Origin of the sequence: Bacillus halotolerans (genome assembly GCF_001517105.1) — a bacterium.
GTDB lineage: Bacteria > Bacillota > Bacilli > Bacillales > Bacillaceae > Bacillus > Bacillus halotolerans.
Genome location: NZ_LPVF01000009.1, coordinates 33,032 through 49,683 on the forward strand (window position 1 = coordinate 33,032; position 16,652 = coordinate 49,683).

Genomic DNA, 16,652 nt, shown 5'->3' on the forward strand with positions numbered 1-16,652 from the left:
TTGCTCTTTTTACTACGAACATACAGCGTAAAGGGTGTCAATCCGTTTTTGACTTTCTGTTTCTCATGGTCCAGCCAACGAATATACATACGACCATTGCAGCAAATGAAATGAAGTCAATCAGCATGCCTATTTTGTGTGACTCCACGATGATGTTTGAATTGACACAAAGGGAAAGGATAAATATAGCCATCAGCAGCCCGTACTTTTCACACATTTTCGATCACTCCAATCGTAAAAACAAATATTCACCCATCTGCCGCATTCATTATAACAGATTTATCCAAAAACAAAACGCCTCCTATTTATCAGCGGAAACCAATAAATAAAAGACGTTTGATTTAAGTGCTTGTGCTGATCATGCTTAAGAAGCCTTATGCTCTAATCTCAGCTTGTCTGCAACCATCGCAATGAACTCTGAATTTGTAGGTTTTGCCTTCGTCATGCTGACCGTATAGCCGAACAATGAGGAAATGGAATCAATATTCCCTCTGCTCCATGCCACTTCAATCGCGTGGCGGATCGCTCTTTCTACACGGCTAGCGGTTGTGTTGAATTTTTTGGCGATGTCCGGATAGAGGACTTTTGTAATACTGCCGAGCAGCTCGATATCGTTGTACACCATTGAGATCGCTTCACGCAGATAGAGATAGCCTTTAATATGTGCAGGGACGCCGATTTCATGGATAATGCTTGTGATGCTCGCGTCGAGATTTTTCCTTTTTGGTTCGGGCTGGCTGCTGCGTATAATGCTGCTTTGTGATGACGGTGCGCGATGCGTCACACTGCTGGCATTTCCGCTGACCTGGCGAATATGGCCGACAAGGTTTTCCATATCAAACGGTTTGAGAATAAAGTAGGACGCTCCTAAATCGACGGCCTTTTTCGTGACATCTTCCTGCCCGAAGGCTGTCAGCATGATGACGTTTGGCTGTTTTTTCAGATCGGATTCTCTCAGTCGCTCTAAAACAGCAAGTCCGTCCAAATGAGGCATAATAATATCCAAGACGAGCACATCAGGATCTTTTTCTTTAAATAGCGACAGGCATTCCTGTCCGTTATACGCAACTCCGATGACTTCCATGTCTTCCTGTCCTTCTATATATTCACTCAACAGGCTTACCAGCTCTCGATTATCGTCAGCAACACAAACTTTAATTTTCTCCACGTTTCTTCCTCCCCCAATGTAGTTAACAGGATTCCACCTTGCTACATGTTTATATTCGACAAAAACCGCTATATACCCTCTAAAAAAAATCATAACTAACAATAATAGTGGCATATCTTCGTTATTCTATGTTTTTCTCTGTTTTTCGACTAAAAATGAAATTTGACAAATAAGGAAACGTGAATTTGTCGAAAAATCTTCTTTTGTTCATTTTAACGTATGTATGATGAGAAGTGAAGAGGGGGAAAAGCAAAAAACTGCCGGAGATCCGGCAGTCAGCTTGCTTTTTCTTTTCCGTAAATATCGATTCCTGCTTCAGACAGCATCCATTCAATATGCACACCGTAACCGCTTGTCGGGTCGTTGACAAACACATGGGTGACAGCGCCGACAACCTTTCCATTTTGAATGATTGGGCTCCCGCTCATGCCTTGTACAATGCCGCCTGTTTCCTTCAGCAGTCTCGGATCGGTAATTTTCAAGACCATTCCTTTTGTAGCCGGAAATTTTTGCGGTGTCGTGCTGACGATTTCGATATCAAATTTTTCTACCTTATCATCATCAATGACCGTTAAGATTTCCGCAGGCCCTTTTTTCACTTCATTTGAAAAGGCAACCGGCAGCGCCTTATCTGAGATTTTGTTTTTAATCGGCTGATGTAACGTGCCGAAGATTCCAAATGGGCTGTTTCTGTTAATGTCCCCGATCGTTTTGCGTTCAGAGGAAAATCGCGCCAGTTTTTCTCCAGGATTTCCGCCTGTCCCTTTTTCAATTGATGTCACAGTCGATTTGACAATTTCTCCATCTTCCACGACGATTGGTTTTTTCGTATCCATATCGGAGATCACGTGGCCAAGCGCTCCGTATTTTTTTGTTTTCGGCTCATAAAAGGTCATCGTGCCGATGCCTGCGGCAGAATCCCTGATATATAGACCGATTCGGTATTTGCCTTCAGCTTCATCCTTTTGAGGAATCAGCTTTGTTTTGATCTTCTGTTTATCACGTTTGATCAGCAAATCAAGTGACTCTCCGGTGTTTCCCGCTTTTTGAATAAACGGGGCAACATCATTCATTTTTTCAATTTTCTGTCCATTCATCTCAATAATAATGTCGCCTGCTGTAATACCAGCCGATTCACCAGGGGATTTTTTCCCTTCGCTTGTGTTAATTTGATGAAATCCGACGACAAGCACTCCCACGGAATGAAGTTTGACACCGATGGATTGCCCGCCCGGTATGACTTTTAAATCCGGAAGAACTTGCACTTTTGTTTTTTTGATTGGAAATCCGGCAAGATCATATACTAATTCTGACTGGCCTGATTTTTTGCCTGTGACTTTGATTTCATGCGGGTCTTTCTCAACTGTAAACGCTTCTGATGATTTTTCCTGGGCGTTTACCGATAAACTCGTTTCTATGGCTTGTGTTTGGGTTTCAAATACTCTCATTTGCGTTGGAATCAGTAAATACTCTTTTAATGGTTTGCATAAACCTACACTTAATAACGAAACAAGGAGAATTAAACCTATTGCTTTTCTGATGTTATCCGGCATTCACTACTTCACTCTCCTCGCTCCTACCCCACACCTTCTTTATGAATTGCTGCTACATCATTACTTTTGCCTTCTCAGCCCTTATTTATAACTGTCTTATAAAGAAAAACATTGGATATACTGATGAACGAATGGATGTGTATACAAAAAAATAAGCTGCGCATATCGCGCAGCTTACCCAGTTGTTTTGACTTGATCCGCTTGTTTTAACAGCTCTTTCGCATGGCGTTTCGTCAAGTCTGTAACTTCGACTCCTGCTATCATGCGTCCGATTTCCGTCACCTTCTCTTGTTTAGTCAGCGGCTTTACACGCGTCGTCGTTCTTCCGTCTTTTAATTCTTTCGCAATGTAAAGATGGGTATCGGCCATGGCTGCTACCTGAGGCAGGTGCGTAATGCATAGCACTTGTGATCCCATCGATACTTTGTGAATCTTTTCAGCAATAGCCTGAGCGACCCTGCCGCTTACGCCTGTATCTACCTCGTCAAATATAATCGAGGTTACGTCCTGCTGTGAGGAAAAAATGCTTTTAATGGCAAGCATGACCCTCGACAGCTCTCCGCCGGAAGCGACTTTAGAAAGAGATTTCAGCGGCTCGCCCGTATTGGTGGAAATTAAAAACTTCACCAGATCAATCCCTTGTTCAGTGAGCTGAACAGGCTGTCCGTTTACGACCGGCGCTTCCTCACTGCGGGTCGCCGTTCTGACCTTAAACTCCGTATCGAAAGTCGACTTTTCCATATATAAGCTTTTCAGTTCACGATGGATTTCCTCAGCCAGCTTTTTCGCCCACGTTTTTCGGATTCGGGAAACGTTTGCCGCTTCCACTGCAACATCTTTACCAACCGAATCCAACTCCTGCTTCAGGCTTTGCAGATGGCTGTCTCTGTTTTCAATTTGATCAATCTCTTCTTCAATTTTAGAAGCATATTCTAAAATATCCTCAACGGTTGCCCCGTATTTCCGCTTCAGCTGCTTGATCTCATTAAGACGCGTCTCAATAAAATTCAAGCGCTCCGGGTCATATTCAAGCTCATCCAGCATATTTCTCATCTGAAATGTAGCGTCCTCTAAAAGGTAGTAGGAGTTCGAAACACTCTCAGAAAGTTTTTGCAGCGGTTCGTTAATATCGGATAAATCTTCAAGCTGAGACGACGCCATTCCGACCCAGTCCAGACCGCCCTGCTCGCTGCGCAGCGCGTTATAAGCATTTTGCAGTGATTCAAATATTTTCTCAAAATTTGAAATTTGCTGGCGCTCTTCTTGCAGCTGCTCATCTTCGTTCAGTTCAAGCTTTGCTGATTCGATTTCTTCCAGCTGAAATTGAATCAGATCAAGCCGGTGTGCCATTTCCTGCTCACTTTCAGAAAGCTGCTTCAGCTTTTTAAGCAGCTTCATATATCGCTGATAGCCTTCCTGATACGCTTGAAGTGCGCTTTCCACTTCGGCTCCCGCAAACTTGTCCAAAAGCTGAAGATGGTTTTCGTCCTCCATTAACAGCTGGTTATCGTGCTGCCCGTGAATATCTAATAAAAGCCTGCCGATTTCTCTAAGCGACGCAATCGTTACAAGTTTGCCATTAACCCGGCATACGCTTTTTCCGTTCGTGCTGATATCCCTTCTCATGACGATCATTTCATCTGAAACGTCAATCCCCTGTTCAGCACAAACGTCAAAAACGGGATGGCCGCTATCTAACAGAAACAGCCCTTCAAGCTCGGCTTTTGTTTCTCCATATCTGACAAATTCAGATGAACCGCGGCCACCGACCAAAAGTGAAATGGCATCTATGATGATGGATTTGCCGGCTCCGGTTTCTCCTGTTAAAACCGTAAGCCCGCGTTCAAAAGAAACCGTCAGTTCCTCAATAATGGCAAAATTTTTAATCGATAATTCAGCTAACAAACAGCATTACACCTCTTATCTTTGTTAGATTTCCTTTACAGCAGCTCTAGGAGCCGGCTTTTTACGCCGTCGGTATCTTCAGGAGTCCGGCAAATAATTAAAATGGTGTCATCTCCGCAAATGGTCCCCATAATTTCGTCCCAGTCCAGATTGTCCATAAGCGCTCCGATTGCCTGGGCATTGCCCGGCATGGTTTTCAGCACAATCATATGGCTTGCTGAGTCTATTTTCACAAAAGCATCCATCAGTGACCGTTTCAGCTTAGACAGCGGGTTGAAACGCTGGTCCGCCGGTAGGCTGTATTTATATGAGCCGTTATTTGTCGGCACCTTCACAAGGTGAAGCTCTTTAATATCACGTGAAACCGTGGCTTGTGTCACCTTGTATCCATCCTGCTTCAGCATGTCGACCAATTCATCTTGGGTTTCGATTTCATTGCTTGTAATGATTTCTCTGATTTTGATATGCCTCTGGCCTTTGTTCATGTAAGCACCTCTATTTCCAGCTTATCTGTTCTTATATGGTATATGATTCTCCGCAAAAAGTACATGAATGCAGAAAAAAGGAATAATAGCGCCCTATTATTCCGGTACATCTGCTTTTTTTTCTTTTAACGTCTTATGTGCTTCTTCCACTATACGGCTGATTTCCTCCTCAGGCAAACCTGCACCTTCTTGACCTTCTCCCAGCCAGTGCAAATGAAGGAGAAATTCAATATTTCCGTCTCCTCCCGTAATTGGAGAAAATGACAGGCCTTTGCAGATATAGCCCTCGCCAGCCGAAAAACTGACCATACGCCGCAGGACATCTGCATGCACCTTCGGATCTCTGACAATGCCTTTTTTGCCAACAGATTCCCGGCCTGCTTCAAACTGAGGCTTGACAAGCGCAATACAATCGCTGCCCGGTACAAGCAATGTTTTTAAAACAGGCAGGATCAGCCGAAGTGAAATAAAGGATACATCAATCGTAGCAAACTCCGGCATGCCCTTTGTGAAGTCTGCCGGAGTCGCATAACGGAAATTCGTGCGTTCCATCACGACGACACGTTCGTCCTGTCTTAGCTTCCATGCAAGCTGATTATAGCCTACATCCACCGCGTACGACTGTTTTGCGCCGTTTTGCAGAGCACAGTCTGTAAAGCCGCCGGTGGAGGAACCGATATCAATCATAATTTTGTCCTGAACAGAGACAGGAAATTCTTTCAGCGCTTTTTCAAGCTTTAAGCCGCCTCTGCTCACATATTTCAGCGGGTTTCCTTTGATAGTCAACGGAAGCTCGCGGTCAATTTTTTCACCAGGCTTGTCCAAGCGGTTTTCATTCGAATACACGATCCCTGCCATAATGGCCCGTTTCGCTTTTTCCCGCGTTTCCGCAAGCCCTCTTTCCACTAGTAATACATCTAATCGTTCTTTCTTAGCCGTCATGATCCAATTCCTTTATGTGTCTTCGGCGGTGCCAGCAATCGAATTCTGTCTGCCACCTGTTGTTTCGTTAAGCCTATTTCTTCAAGAAGCGCCGTTACGCTACCATGTTCTATAAATCGATCCGGTATGCCCATTCTGTCGATCGGCGTATGATACATCCCCTGATCATGAGCGAATTCTAAAACCGCGCTTCCGAATCCGCCTTCTAAGACCGCTTCTTCAATCGTTAGAATCGGCAAGCCTTCATTTAGTATATCCTTCATCATCTTTTCATCAATCGGCTTAATGAATCGCGCGTTAACGACGCGTACGGAAAGGCCTTCTTTTTGCAGCTCTTCAGCAGCTTCAAGCGCCATTTCAATTGTTGTTCCAAATGTTAAGATGACCGCGTCGTTACCCGGACGCAGCACCTCCCACGTGCCGATTGGGATTGTTTTAAGCTGTTCATCCATTTTGACGCCGAGGCCGTTTCCGCGCGGAAAGCGCATGGCGATCGGACCGTCGTCATAACTGAGCGCTGTATGAACCATATGCTGCCCTTCATTTTCATCCTTTGGCATCATTAAGACCACATTTGGAATGTGGCGCATAAACGCGATATCAAATACGCCTTGATGCGTCTCGCCATCTGCACCGACTAATCCGGCACGGTCAATTCCGATAAACACATTGGCGTTTTGACGGCAGATGTCATGAACAACCTGGTCATATGCACGCTGCAGGAAGGTTGAATAGATAGCCAGAAACGGCTTCATCCCTTGTAATGCCATAGCAGCTGCCATTGTAGCGGCATGCTGCTCTGCAATTCCGACATCGAACATTCGGTCAGGAAATTCCTGCGCAAAGCCTTCAAGCTTCGAACCGACAGGCATTGCCGGTGTTATCGCCACGATTCGCCCGTCCTCACGTGCCATTCGCTGTACTGTGCCGCTGACAAGGCTGCTCCATGCAGGCGCTGCGGCTTTTGGTTTTACAAAGTCACCTGTATTAATTTTATATGGTCCGGTTCCGTGCCACGTACCGGTCGTATCGGTTTCAGCAGGTTTGTACCCTTTTCCTTTTTTGGTGATCACATGCAGCAGGACAGGGCCTTTTGTTTTTTTAGCGTATTGAAGATTCTCAATCAGCTCATGATAAGAGTGTCCGTCCACAGGGCCTAAATAAGTAAATCCGAGTTCCTCGAAAAACATGCCTGAGACAAGCATATACTTCAGGCTGTCTTTGACACGTTCTGCCGTGGCGGCAAGCTTGCCCCCAACAGCCGGAATCTTCTTGAACAGGTATTCAAGCTCATCTTTCACCCATTGATATTTCCCGGCTGTTCGCAGCCGTCCGAGCATGGAATGAATAGCACCGACATTCGGAGCGATACTCATTTCATTATCGTTGAGGATAACAATCATGTCTTTTTTCTCGTCACCGATATGGTTCAGCGCTTCAAGCGCCATTCCGCCGGTCAGCGCACCATCACCGATAATCGGAATGATAAACTCATCCGTTCCTTTAATATCGCGAGCGGCCGCCATCCCCATCGCACCGGACAAGGAAGTTGAGCTGTGACCGGTTTCCCATACGTCATGTTCGCTTTCGCTCCGCTTCGGGAATCCGCAAAGCCCTTTATACTGACGAAGGGTCTCAAATTCTTTTCCCCGGCCCGTCAGCAGCTTATGGACATAAGACTGATGGCCTACATCCCACAAAAACTTGTCTTTCGGGCTGTTAAATTCCTTATGCAATGCAACGGTAAGCTCAACGACACCCAAATTAGGGCCAATGTGACCGCCAGAAGCCGATAAAGTCGTAATCAGAAACTGACGGATCTCATCACTTAATTTCTCTAATTCATCAATGGACATGTTTTTTAAAAACGACGGGTCCTGTATTGATAAAAGATCCAAAGCGGATCAACTCACTTTCAGCATGAATTTCTGCATTGATATATGTCTTAAATGCCGAGCTGAACTCAGATCATTTCTCAGGCATAAAAAAAGACAAACGCGCTCTTCCTTTTGATTTTCATCGAAACTGCTTACATTCTACCATATGTCGTGCAGCCGCTTCAAATAAGGATCGTTTTAGTGGTCTCTTGCCGCAATTAAATCACAAAGCTCATACAAAAGGTCTTTTTGAAGGGAGAGCCCGTCGATCAAGCGCTTTGCTTCTTTTATGTGACCGTCCAATTTCTTTTTGGCCCCTTCCAGTGACAGAAGTGACGGATAAGTTGATTTGTCGTTCGTTGTATCCGAGCCGACACGTTTGCCGATTTTCTCTTCACTGCCTTCTAAATCTAAAATGTCGTCTCTGATTTGAAAACCGATTCCAATGTGGCTGCTGAAGACGCGCAATGTTTCAATTTCTTCCTCAGGCGCATCCGCCAAAATAGCGCCGGCGATGACGCCAAAACCGAGCAGTTTGGCTGTTTTCCGTTCATGAATGGATTCAAGTTCTTCAAGCGTGACCTGACGGTTTTCTGCTTCCATATCGGCGATCTGCCCCCCGACCATGCCCTCGGTTCCCGCTGCTGAAATCAGTTCGTTCACAAGACGCAGCCGCTTTTCTGCGGATACTTCGTCTGACACATGGGACGTAATCAGCTTAAAGCTTTCCGTCAGCAGCCCGTCTCCCGCTAAAACAGCCGTGGCTTCACCAAATACTTTATGGTTTGTCGGCTTTCCGCGGCGCAGATCATCATCATCCATGCAAGGCAGATCATCATGAATTAATGAATACGTGTGAATCATTTCAACAGCGCACCCGACTGGGATACCGTCTTTTTCACTTTTTCCGTACGCGTTCAAAACCGCCAGCACGATGAGAGGCCGCAGCCGTTTCCCTCCGGCCTCAAGGGAATACAGCATAGATTTTTTTAATGAATCCGGGATATTAAGGTTTTCTGTATATACAAAGAGCTGTTTTTCAACCGTTTTTTTACGCTCCGCCAGAAAGCTAGCTAATTTATTTGTCACCTTCGTCTTCCTCCTGAACACTAAAAGGTGCCAGTTCGCCGTCTTCTTTTAAAATGAAGTCCATTTGCTTTTCTACTTTTTGAAGCTTTTCATGGCACATTTTTGAAAGAGCCATTCCTTCTTGAAAGTAGTTAATTGCTTGCTCCAGAGGCACATCGCCTTCTTCAAGCTTTGATACAATGCTTTCTAAGCCTTTCATCGCTTCTTCAAACGTCATGCTTTCATTTTTTTTCATGTCTGTCATTTTTCTTCCCCTCTCTTATTTAATACTTCACAGGTCAGCACGCCATCCTTCAGCTTTACCTCAAGCTGGTCTTTCTCTTCTACCTGACTGACGCTTTTTATGAGTTCATCTTCCTTATAAGCCAAGCTGTATCCTCTTTCCATAATTTGAAGGGGACTTAGCGCGTTCAGCTTGCCCAGAACGGTTTGAAACTGAGAATGCAGCTGCTTCATTTGGATATTCATATTTTTTTTCAGCTGATTCGTCTGATCCTCATACCGTTTTCTCGCCTGTTTCAGCTGTTCATGGGGATGCAGCGCCTCTAATCTGTATGTTTCGCGCTCAAGCTGTCTGCTTTTCCGGTCCAACAGCGCGGTAAGCTGAGCTTGAAACTGCTGGTATGCAAGGTCAAACTGCTGCTCTTTTTGCTCAAACAGCCGCTTAGGAAAGCGAAATGCATATGAGGATTGAAGTGTTTGAACCCGTTCTTTTTTTTGGATGAGATGCTGCTGCATCGCTCTTGTCATTCTGACTTCCGCCGTTTTCGTCCGTTCCATTAAATCAGTGGTATGGGGCACTGCAATCTCAGCTGCTCCTGTAGGTGTCGCCGCTCTGATATCCGCAACAAAATCACTGATGGTAAAATCCGTCTCATGCCCGACTGCCGATATGATCGGTATGTTGGAAGCAAAGATCGCACGCGCTACGATTTCTTCGTTAAACGCCCACAGTTCCTCAATCGATCCGCCGCCTCTTCCGACAATTAATACGTCGCACGCCTGTTTTTCATTCGCCTCTTCAATGCGCCTAACGATTGATCTGCTCGCATTTTCACCCTGAACGAGCGCTGGAAGAACAATGACTTTTACAAGGGGATATCTTCTTTTTAGAGTTGTAATGACATCTCTGACAGCAGCACCTGTGGGTGATGTCACAACCCCGATTGTGGCTGGAAATGCGGGGATTTGTTTTTTGTAGCGTTCGTCAAATAAACCTTCTCCGGCTAGCTTCTTTTTTAATTCTTCATACGCTAAATAAAGCGCTCCGACCCCGTCAGGCTGCATTTCTTTTGCATATAATTGATAGTTTCCGCTCGGTTCGTATACGGAAATTCCGCCTCTCACCAGCACTTTCATACCGTTTTCAGGTTTAAAAGGAAGACGCTCGCTCTGTCTGGCGAACATGACCGACTGCATCCGGGCGTTTTCGTCTTTTAACGTGAAGTAAATATGGCCTCTCGTGTGTATCTTTACATTCGATAATTCGCCTTTAATCCAAATATTTTCAAGGTGAGGATCTACATCGAATTTTCGTTTTATATACTTTGTCAGCGCTGAGACAGTAACATACGCTGTTTCACCCATGTCTCAAACTCCTCTCGTAAGCATTCCTGCACCATAACTAAAGAAAACCCGCTCTGGCTTAAGGAGCCTGAAGAAGCGGGTATCGTGCTCATTATACAGAGGCAGGGTTTTAGCCTGTCTCTGAATATCTCCAAAGATCTATGATAACGTACGTTTCGCAGATTTAACAGTATTATGCGCAAGCATCGTGATGGTCATAGGACCGACTCCGCCCGGAACAGGTGTAATAAAGGATGCTTTTTCCTTCGCACCTTCAAACTCAACGTCTCCGCAAAGCTTTCCGCTTTCCAAACGGTTAACGCCGACGTCAATAACGATGGCGCCTTCTTTCATCTGGTCAGCAGTGATGAAGTTGGCTTTACCGACCGCCACCACCAGGATGTCCGCTTTTTTCGTATGTTCAGATATATCTTTTGTTCTTGAATGACAGTATGTCACTGTCGCGTTTTCATTTAATAAAAGCTGGCCGACAGGTTTACCGACAATATTGCTTCGGCCGACTACAACAACCTCTTTACCGGAAAGGTCAATATTGGTTTTCTTCAAAAGCTCAACAATTCCGTGCGGCGTACAAGGAAGAAATGTATCTTCGCCTAGCAGCATTTTTCCTACATTTAACGGATGAAAACCGTCTACATCCTTATCAGGAGAAATACGTTCAATCACCGCTTTTTCAGAAATATGGTCTGGAAGCGGAAGCTGAACGAGAATTCCGTGAAACTCAGGGTCTTCATTGTATTTGTCAATAATCGAAAGCAGTTCAGCTTCTGTGAGGCTGCTGTCGAATTGATCAAGCTTAAAATTCATGCCCATTGTTTCTGCTGCTTTTTTCTTTCCCCGCACGTAAGAATGAGAAGCTGGGTCATCTCCAATCAAAATAACCGCCAGGCCGGGAGTGACGCCTTGCTTTTTAAGCTCTTCTACTTCTTTTGCCAATTGTTCGCGTTTTTCTTTTGCCGTTTCTTTTCCGTCGATGATTGTTGCAGTCATTTTCTTTCCTCCTATGATTGTTCAATATCAGATTTAATGTTAGAAAGAACCCCGTTTACAAATTTTGTCGCTTTGTCATCACCAAACCGTTTCGCCAGCTCAATCGCTTCGTTCATGGAGACATTTACCGGAATGTCTTCGGCATATGCCATTTCGTATGCTGCCAGACGCAAAATAGCACGGTCAACATTGGCAATCCGGTCAAGCTTCCAATTCACCAGATGTTTCGAAATCATTTCATCCAGCTGAACCTGGTGTTCAAGTACACCGTATACAAGCTTTTCAAAGAAAGGATCTGTCTTTTCTTCATCTAATGCGTGTTCAATGGCTTCATTCACTGCAATATCGCTGACATCAATTTGAAATAGTGCCTGCAAAGCTTTTTCTCTTGCTGTTCTTCTTTTCATTTTCTTTCTCCTTTGATCCTCTTTATCCGCTTGTCGTTAAGCCATAAAGAGATCATAACATATTTTTTTCGTATCCGCATATTGAAATCAAGGTTTTTCGACCCTATTACCGAATATTTTTACACACCTTCATATGATCATTCGGATTTCACGATCATGAAGAAACTCGGCTGCCTCGAGCCGGCTTTCTTCATGCTTTGAAATAAAGGGTAACGTGTAAAAAAACCAAAGGGCCGCCCTCCCCTTGGTTTTCTGTTAAGCCATTTACATTTCTTCGTCGATTTCGACTTCCTGGGCTTTTGTGTCAAATTGAATGCCGACGATGTGAATATTGATCTCGTTAATTGAAAGAGACGTCATATTTAATAAGGTTTGACGAATGTTTTCCTGAACGGCCGCTGCGACTTTCGGAATGGAAACGCCGAATGCGACAACACAGTAGACATCGATCGTAATTCCGTCATCCGCCAAGTCGACTTTTACGCCTTTGCCGTGGTTTACTTTGCCGAAGCGCTCGACGACCCCTGTCGCAAAGTTCCCGCGCATTTCAGCAACGCCGTCAACTTCAGAAGCTGCGATACCCGCAATCACCTCAATGACTTCCGGCGCGATCTCAACCTTACCTAAATGCGTGTCTTCCTGATCCATTTTAAGCAAGCTGTTGTCTTTCATTCAATTCACCTCCGTAAAAATTATGAGCCCATTACATCATATGTTTCTAAAAACTTCGTATTAAACTCTCCGCTGACAAATGTTTCGTGTTCAAGCAGTTTGATGTGGAACGGGATTGTTGTTTCTATGCCTTCGATGACGAATTCGCTTAATGCGCGCTTCATGCGGGCAACCGCTTCATCTCTCGTTTTTCCGTATGTGATTACTTTCGCAATCATGCTGTCGTAGTACGGAGGGATGGTATAGCCCGGATACGCGGCTGAATCTACACGGACACCTAAACCGCCCGGCGGCAGATACATTTTGATTTCACCAGGTGACGGCATGAAATTTTTGCTAGGGTTTTCCGCATTAATTCGGCATTCGATGGCCCAGCCTTCAAATAGAACATCTTCTTGTTTGAGGGTGAGTTCCATTCCTGATGCGACTCTGATTTGTTCCTTAATCAGGTCTGTTCCTGTCACCATTTCTGTGACTGGATGCTCCACTTGAATTCTTGTGTTCATTTCCATGAAGTAGTAGCGCTGTTCTCTGTAGTCATAAATAAATTCAACTGTTCCCGCGCCTGTGTAGCCAACTGCTTTTGCAGCCTTAACCGCTGCTTCACCCATCTGCTCTCTGATTTCTGAATCAAGCGCAGGAGATGGTGATTCTTCCAAAAGCTTTTGAAGGCGTCTTTGAATCGAGCAGTCGCGTTCGCCCAAATGAATGGTATTTCCATAATTATCGGCAAGCACTTGGATCTCAACATGACGAAAATCCTCTATGTATTTTTCGATGTAAACTCCAGGATTTCCAAATGCAGTTGCAGCTTCCTGCTGAGTAATCTTAATGCCGTTAATCAATTCCTCTTCGGTGCGCGCAACCCTGATTCCTTTTCCGCCTCCGCCTGCGGTGGCTTTTATAATTACAGGATACCCAATTTCATTAGCCAGCGAAACCGCTTCTTCCACATTTTCTATAATTCCTTGTGAACCTGGAACGATCGGCACGCCCGCCTGTTTCATCGTCTCCCGCGCAACGTCTTTTGTTCCCATTTTTGAAATGGCCTCAGCGCTAGGTCCGACAAACGTGACATTCACTTCTTCACATAATTCCGCGAAGTCGGCGTTTTCAGCTAAAAATCCGTATCCCGGATGAATAGCGTCTGTGCCGGTAAGCTTGGCGACACTTACGATATTTGTAACGTTTAGATAGCTGTCTTTTGACGCTTTCGGTCCGATACAAAAAGCCTCATCAGCCATTTGCACATGCAGGGCATCTTTATCAGCTTCTGAATAAACAGCGACAGTCTCAATGCCGAGCTCTTTGCAGGCTCTGATGATTCTGACAGCAATTTCTCCTCTGTTGGCGATCAATAGCTTTTTTATCATGTTAAGTCTCCTTACTCTGCTTTTACAAGAAATAGAGGTTGTCCATACTCAACCAGCTGGCCGTTTTCAACTAATACTTCAACGATTTCGCCTTTTACTTCCGCTTCGATTTCGTTGAATAGCTTCATTGCTTCCACAATGCAGACAACTGTGTTTTCATTTACTTTAGAGCCTGCAGTTACATAAGGACCGGCTTCCGGTGATGAAGAAGCATAAAATGTTCCCACCATCGGCGATTTGATTTGATGCAGGTTTTCATCTTGTTTCGGCGCCTCTTGTGCAGGTGCCGGCGCTGCTTGCTGCGCTTGCGGCTGTGCCGTTTGCGGAGCCGCTGCTTGTACAGGTGCTGCCGGTGCTTGCTGCATCACTTGCACTGTACCCGCTTCGTGTTTTTTCAGTTTTAGGGAAACACCTTCATTTTCATATACGAATTCATCAATTGAAGATTCGTCAATTGTTTTAATCAGCTCATGGATTTCTTTAATATTTAACATTCCATCGCACTCCTATGTATTGAAATTTCTTTTTATAGGTTACTACTAAAAGTACATACTATGTTTATCTTACAGGAGCGGACTTTTGAATTCAACTCTAATATGATTGGCATGCAAAAAGCCCGCGTTTCGGCGGGCGGTTGTTCATTAACTATTTGGAAGGCTCAAATGTGACAGCAACGTCTTTCATCGTTTTAATTTCTTTGGCAACAAGGTCTATGATGGCTGTAGCTTTAGATTTGGAGTGTTTGTCAGACTTGACCGTGATGTTGATTTTGTCTCCTTCCGCATTTACGAGGGCATCTTCATAGCCTTGTGTTTTAATCAGTGTTTCAAGCTGTTTTTCTGTTCCTTCCGCTTCACTGAGGGCTGTCATTTTATCATATGCTTCGCTCTTTTCCTTTGCTGTTGCATCGTCGCTGGATACGATCGCATTCAGTTCTTCCCTTTCCTTGCTTCTGGCGTCCTCTAAATCAAGGCGGTACGTTGTGAAGAGATCATCATCGGCGGTTTCGGTCACAACTGTTCCTTTTTCACTCGCTTCAGCGGAAGTTTCTTTGTCTGATGAAGAATCTTTCGTACCCTTTGTTCCGTCTTCTTTTTCTGTTTCAGCACCGTTTTTTTCCTTTGTGTCTTCCTTGGCAGGTGTTTTTTCAGTTGCTACCTCACCGCTGTCAGACGGGCTTTTTTCACTTTGCATCTGCACCGCGTTTTTACTTTCCGGTGACATGATATAATAAACACTTAACACCACAACAAGACTGAGCATTGTTAACAGCCAAACGGTTTGTTTTTTGAGCATTTATGAATCCTCCTTTATTTTTTTAGGGGCAACCGCAACCCGGTGGCTTGGAACATCCAGGACCCGTGTCACCGCTTCAATAATGGTTTGTTTTATTTGAACGTTGTCCACTCCTTGAGCAACAACGAGTACACCGCGTATGTCAGGTTTTTTCGTTTGAACCACAACAGGGGTTTCTTTATCCCCATTCCTGATCATGACGATTTCTTCCTCTGATGTTTGATCCGTCACACTTCTAGTTCCGCCTTCTTTGTCTGTTTCTTCAGTTGTTGTATTTTTGCTTGATTTGTTTTTTTCATAAACCTTCAGTGACGTTGCGTCTACATTGACCACAACCGAGACATCCTCCACGCCGATAATGGTTTCAAGAATTTCTTTCAGCTGGTTTTCATATTCTTTTTCATAATCGCCAATAGAGTTTTTAGGATCATCAGATTTAGAGGCTTTAAACACTTCAGCTGTTTTCTCTTTGCTGTCCGCCGAATCAGCTGATGCCGGTGCTGTTATCGTCTGGGCGTTTTCCGTTTTCTCCGTTGAAGAAAAGAGCTGGCTGACAAGCATAAAGGAGACGCCGAGAACAAAAACGAACAGAAAGTAATGATATTTGGTCAGCTTCGGTTTTTCGCCGTCCTTCGATTGCCCCGGAAGAAACTGCTTTTTCAATACGTTCCATAATCCGTTTTTATTCATTGCCGATCCTCTCCCCGCCTTCCATATGAACCGTAATTTTCTCACTGCCGATTTCCCAAATGTCCGCAAGCTTTGTCTCAATCTGTTTAGCTTCTTTTTGTTCCGCTTTTTCTTTCGTGACGTATGCATGATCCGTATTAATGTCGATCGGCGCGACCGTTTGGACCGTTTTTTCAGAAGACGGGGCCATATACACGCTGATTGTTTTGATATCCTCTTCTGAATCTACTTTTTCTCCTGCCGTGATCTTGATTTGGTCTACTTTATATTCGTCATGACTGAACATCTCCTCCGCTTTCTTTTTTAGTTGGACAGCCATTTCTTCTAAAATATATGCGCGCTGGGAAGCTTGTATTTCTATTTTTTTTTGAATTGATCTGATTTTTTATTTCGGCAGATTCCGATTGCCCGTTTTTTGTGAGGTATTCAAAGATGACTTCGGGGTCTGTTTTGAAAAGCTTAAAGATTGGAGTAAGCATGACGACGATCAGCAGCAGGCTGACTACCATTTTTGCGTACTTTTGCATGCTGGAGCTCGGCAGCAGCATATCAATGACGATTGCAAATAGGATAAATAAGACGATGCTGGTAAGCCATTCAGTTAAAAAACTCATCCGT

Annotated in this window: 17 protein-coding genes and 1 pseudogene; all 18 read right to left on the minus strand. The window is 44.5% G+C overall.

Translation table 11 applies throughout. From position 1 onward, the window contains the following. Positions 1–37 precede the first annotated feature (37 nt). Positions 38–217, minus strand: a complete 180-nt coding sequence (locus tag AU387_RS07785) for a hypothetical protein (RefSeq protein WP_024122003.1) — start codon at positions 215–217, stop codon at positions 38–40. Positions 218–364: 147 nt separating this feature from the next. Beyond that, positions 365–1,168: a sporulation transcription factor Spo0A gene (gene spo0A, locus AU387_RS07790; protein WP_010334880.1), complete on the minus strand. Its 804-nt coding sequence runs from the start codon at positions 1,166–1,168 to the stop codon at positions 365–367. Between the two features lie 275 nt (positions 1,169–1,443). Beyond that, positions 1,444–2,721 (minus strand): SpoIVB peptidase, encoded by a 1,278-nt coding sequence (gene spoIVB / locus AU387_RS07795; RefSeq protein WP_024122004.1) that lies wholly within the window; start codon positions 2,719–2,721, stop codon positions 1,444–1,446. A gap of 174 nt (positions 2,722–2,895) precedes the next feature. Then, on the minus strand, positions 2,896–4,626 hold the full coding sequence (recN, locus tag AU387_RS07800; protein WP_059335399.1) for a DNA repair protein RecN: 1,731 nt from the start codon (positions 4,624–4,626) through the stop codon (positions 2,896–2,898). Positions 4,627–4,661: 35 nt separating this feature from the next. Next, the gene (gene argR / locus AU387_RS07805; protein WP_010334883.1) at positions 4,662–5,111 is read right to left on the minus strand and encodes an arginine repressor ArgR; all 450 of its coding nucleotides are present in this window, start codon (positions 5,109–5,111) and stop codon (positions 4,662–4,664) included. A gap of 96 nt (positions 5,112–5,207) precedes the next feature. Continuing rightward, positions 5,208–6,053, minus strand: coding sequence for a TlyA family RNA methyltransferase (locus AU387_RS07810; protein WP_044154647.1), 846 nt, complete (start codon positions 6,051–6,053; stop codon positions 5,208–5,210). Further along, entirely contained in the window at positions 6,050–7,951 is a 1,902-nt protein-coding gene (gene dxs / locus AU387_RS07815) for a 1-deoxy-D-xylulose-5-phosphate synthase (protein WP_044154645.1), read from the minus strand. Before dxs ends, AU387_RS07810 begins: the two co-directional genes overlap by 4 nt. A 177-nt stretch (positions 7,952–8,128) precedes the next feature. Further along, positions 8,129–9,019 (minus strand): polyprenyl synthetase family protein, encoded by an 891-nt coding sequence (locus AU387_RS07820; protein ID WP_059293622.1) that lies wholly within the window; start codon positions 9,017–9,019, stop codon positions 8,129–8,131. Continuing rightward, complete coding sequence (locus AU387_RS07825) at positions 9,009–9,263, minus strand: exodeoxyribonuclease VII small subunit (protein ID WP_024122010.1); 255 nt, start codon at positions 9,261–9,263, stop codon at positions 9,009–9,011. Before AU387_RS07825 ends, AU387_RS07820 begins: the two co-directional genes overlap by 11 nt. Continuing rightward, positions 9,260–10,606, minus strand: a complete 1,347-nt coding sequence (gene xseA / locus AU387_RS07830; protein WP_059335400.1) for an exodeoxyribonuclease VII large subunit — start codon at positions 10,604–10,606, stop codon at positions 9,260–9,262. Before xseA ends, AU387_RS07825 begins: the two co-directional genes overlap by 4 nt. A 138-nt stretch (positions 10,607–10,744) precedes the next feature. Then, the gene (gene folD / locus AU387_RS07835) at positions 10,745–11,596 is read right to left on the minus strand and encodes a bifunctional methylenetetrahydrofolate dehydrogenase/methenyltetrahydrofolate cyclohydrolase FolD (protein ID WP_024122012.1); all 852 of its coding nucleotides are present in this window, start codon (positions 11,594–11,596) and stop codon (positions 10,745–10,747) included. Between the two features lie 11 nt (positions 11,597–11,607). Continuing rightward, complete coding sequence (gene nusB, locus AU387_RS07840) at positions 11,608–12,003, minus strand: transcription antitermination factor NusB (protein WP_024122013.1); 396 nt, start codon at positions 12,001–12,003, stop codon at positions 11,608–11,610. A gap of 264 nt (positions 12,004–12,267) precedes the next feature. Continuing rightward, positions 12,268–12,675 carry a fatty acid biosynthesis protein YqhY gene (gene yqhY, locus AU387_RS07845; RefSeq protein ID WP_059293620.1) on the minus strand — a complete coding sequence of 136 codons (408 nt, stop codon included), beginning with the start codon at positions 12,673–12,675 and terminating at the stop codon, positions 12,268–12,270. 20 nt (positions 12,676–12,695) lie between these two features. After that, positions 12,696–14,048: an acetyl-CoA carboxylase biotin carboxylase subunit gene (gene accC / locus AU387_RS07850; RefSeq protein ID WP_059293619.1), complete on the minus strand. Its 1,353-nt coding sequence runs from the start codon at positions 14,046–14,048 to the stop codon at positions 12,696–12,698. Positions 14,049–14,059: 11 nt separating this feature from the next. Further along, positions 14,060–14,542, minus strand: coding sequence for an acetyl-CoA carboxylase biotin carboxyl carrier protein (gene accB, locus AU387_RS07855; RefSeq protein WP_024122015.1), 483 nt, complete (start codon positions 14,540–14,542; stop codon positions 14,060–14,062). A gap of 151 nt (positions 14,543–14,693) precedes the next feature. Continuing rightward, the gene (spoIIIAH, locus tag AU387_RS07860) at positions 14,694–15,344 is read right to left on the minus strand and encodes a stage III sporulation ratchet engulfment protein SpoIIIAH (protein WP_024122016.1); all 651 of its coding nucleotides are present in this window, start codon (positions 15,342–15,344) and stop codon (positions 14,694–14,696) included. Continuing rightward, complete coding sequence (spoIIIAG, locus tag AU387_RS07865; RefSeq protein ID WP_059293618.1) at positions 15,345–16,034, minus strand: stage III sporulation protein AG; 690 nt, start codon at positions 16,032–16,034, stop codon at positions 15,345–15,347. Beyond that, positions 16,027–16,648: pseudogene (gene spoIIIAF / locus AU387_RS07870) on the minus strand (stage III sporulation protein AF). Before spoIIIAF ends, spoIIIAG begins: the two are co-directional and overlap by 8 nt. Between the last annotated feature and the right edge of the window lie 4 nt (positions 16,649–16,652).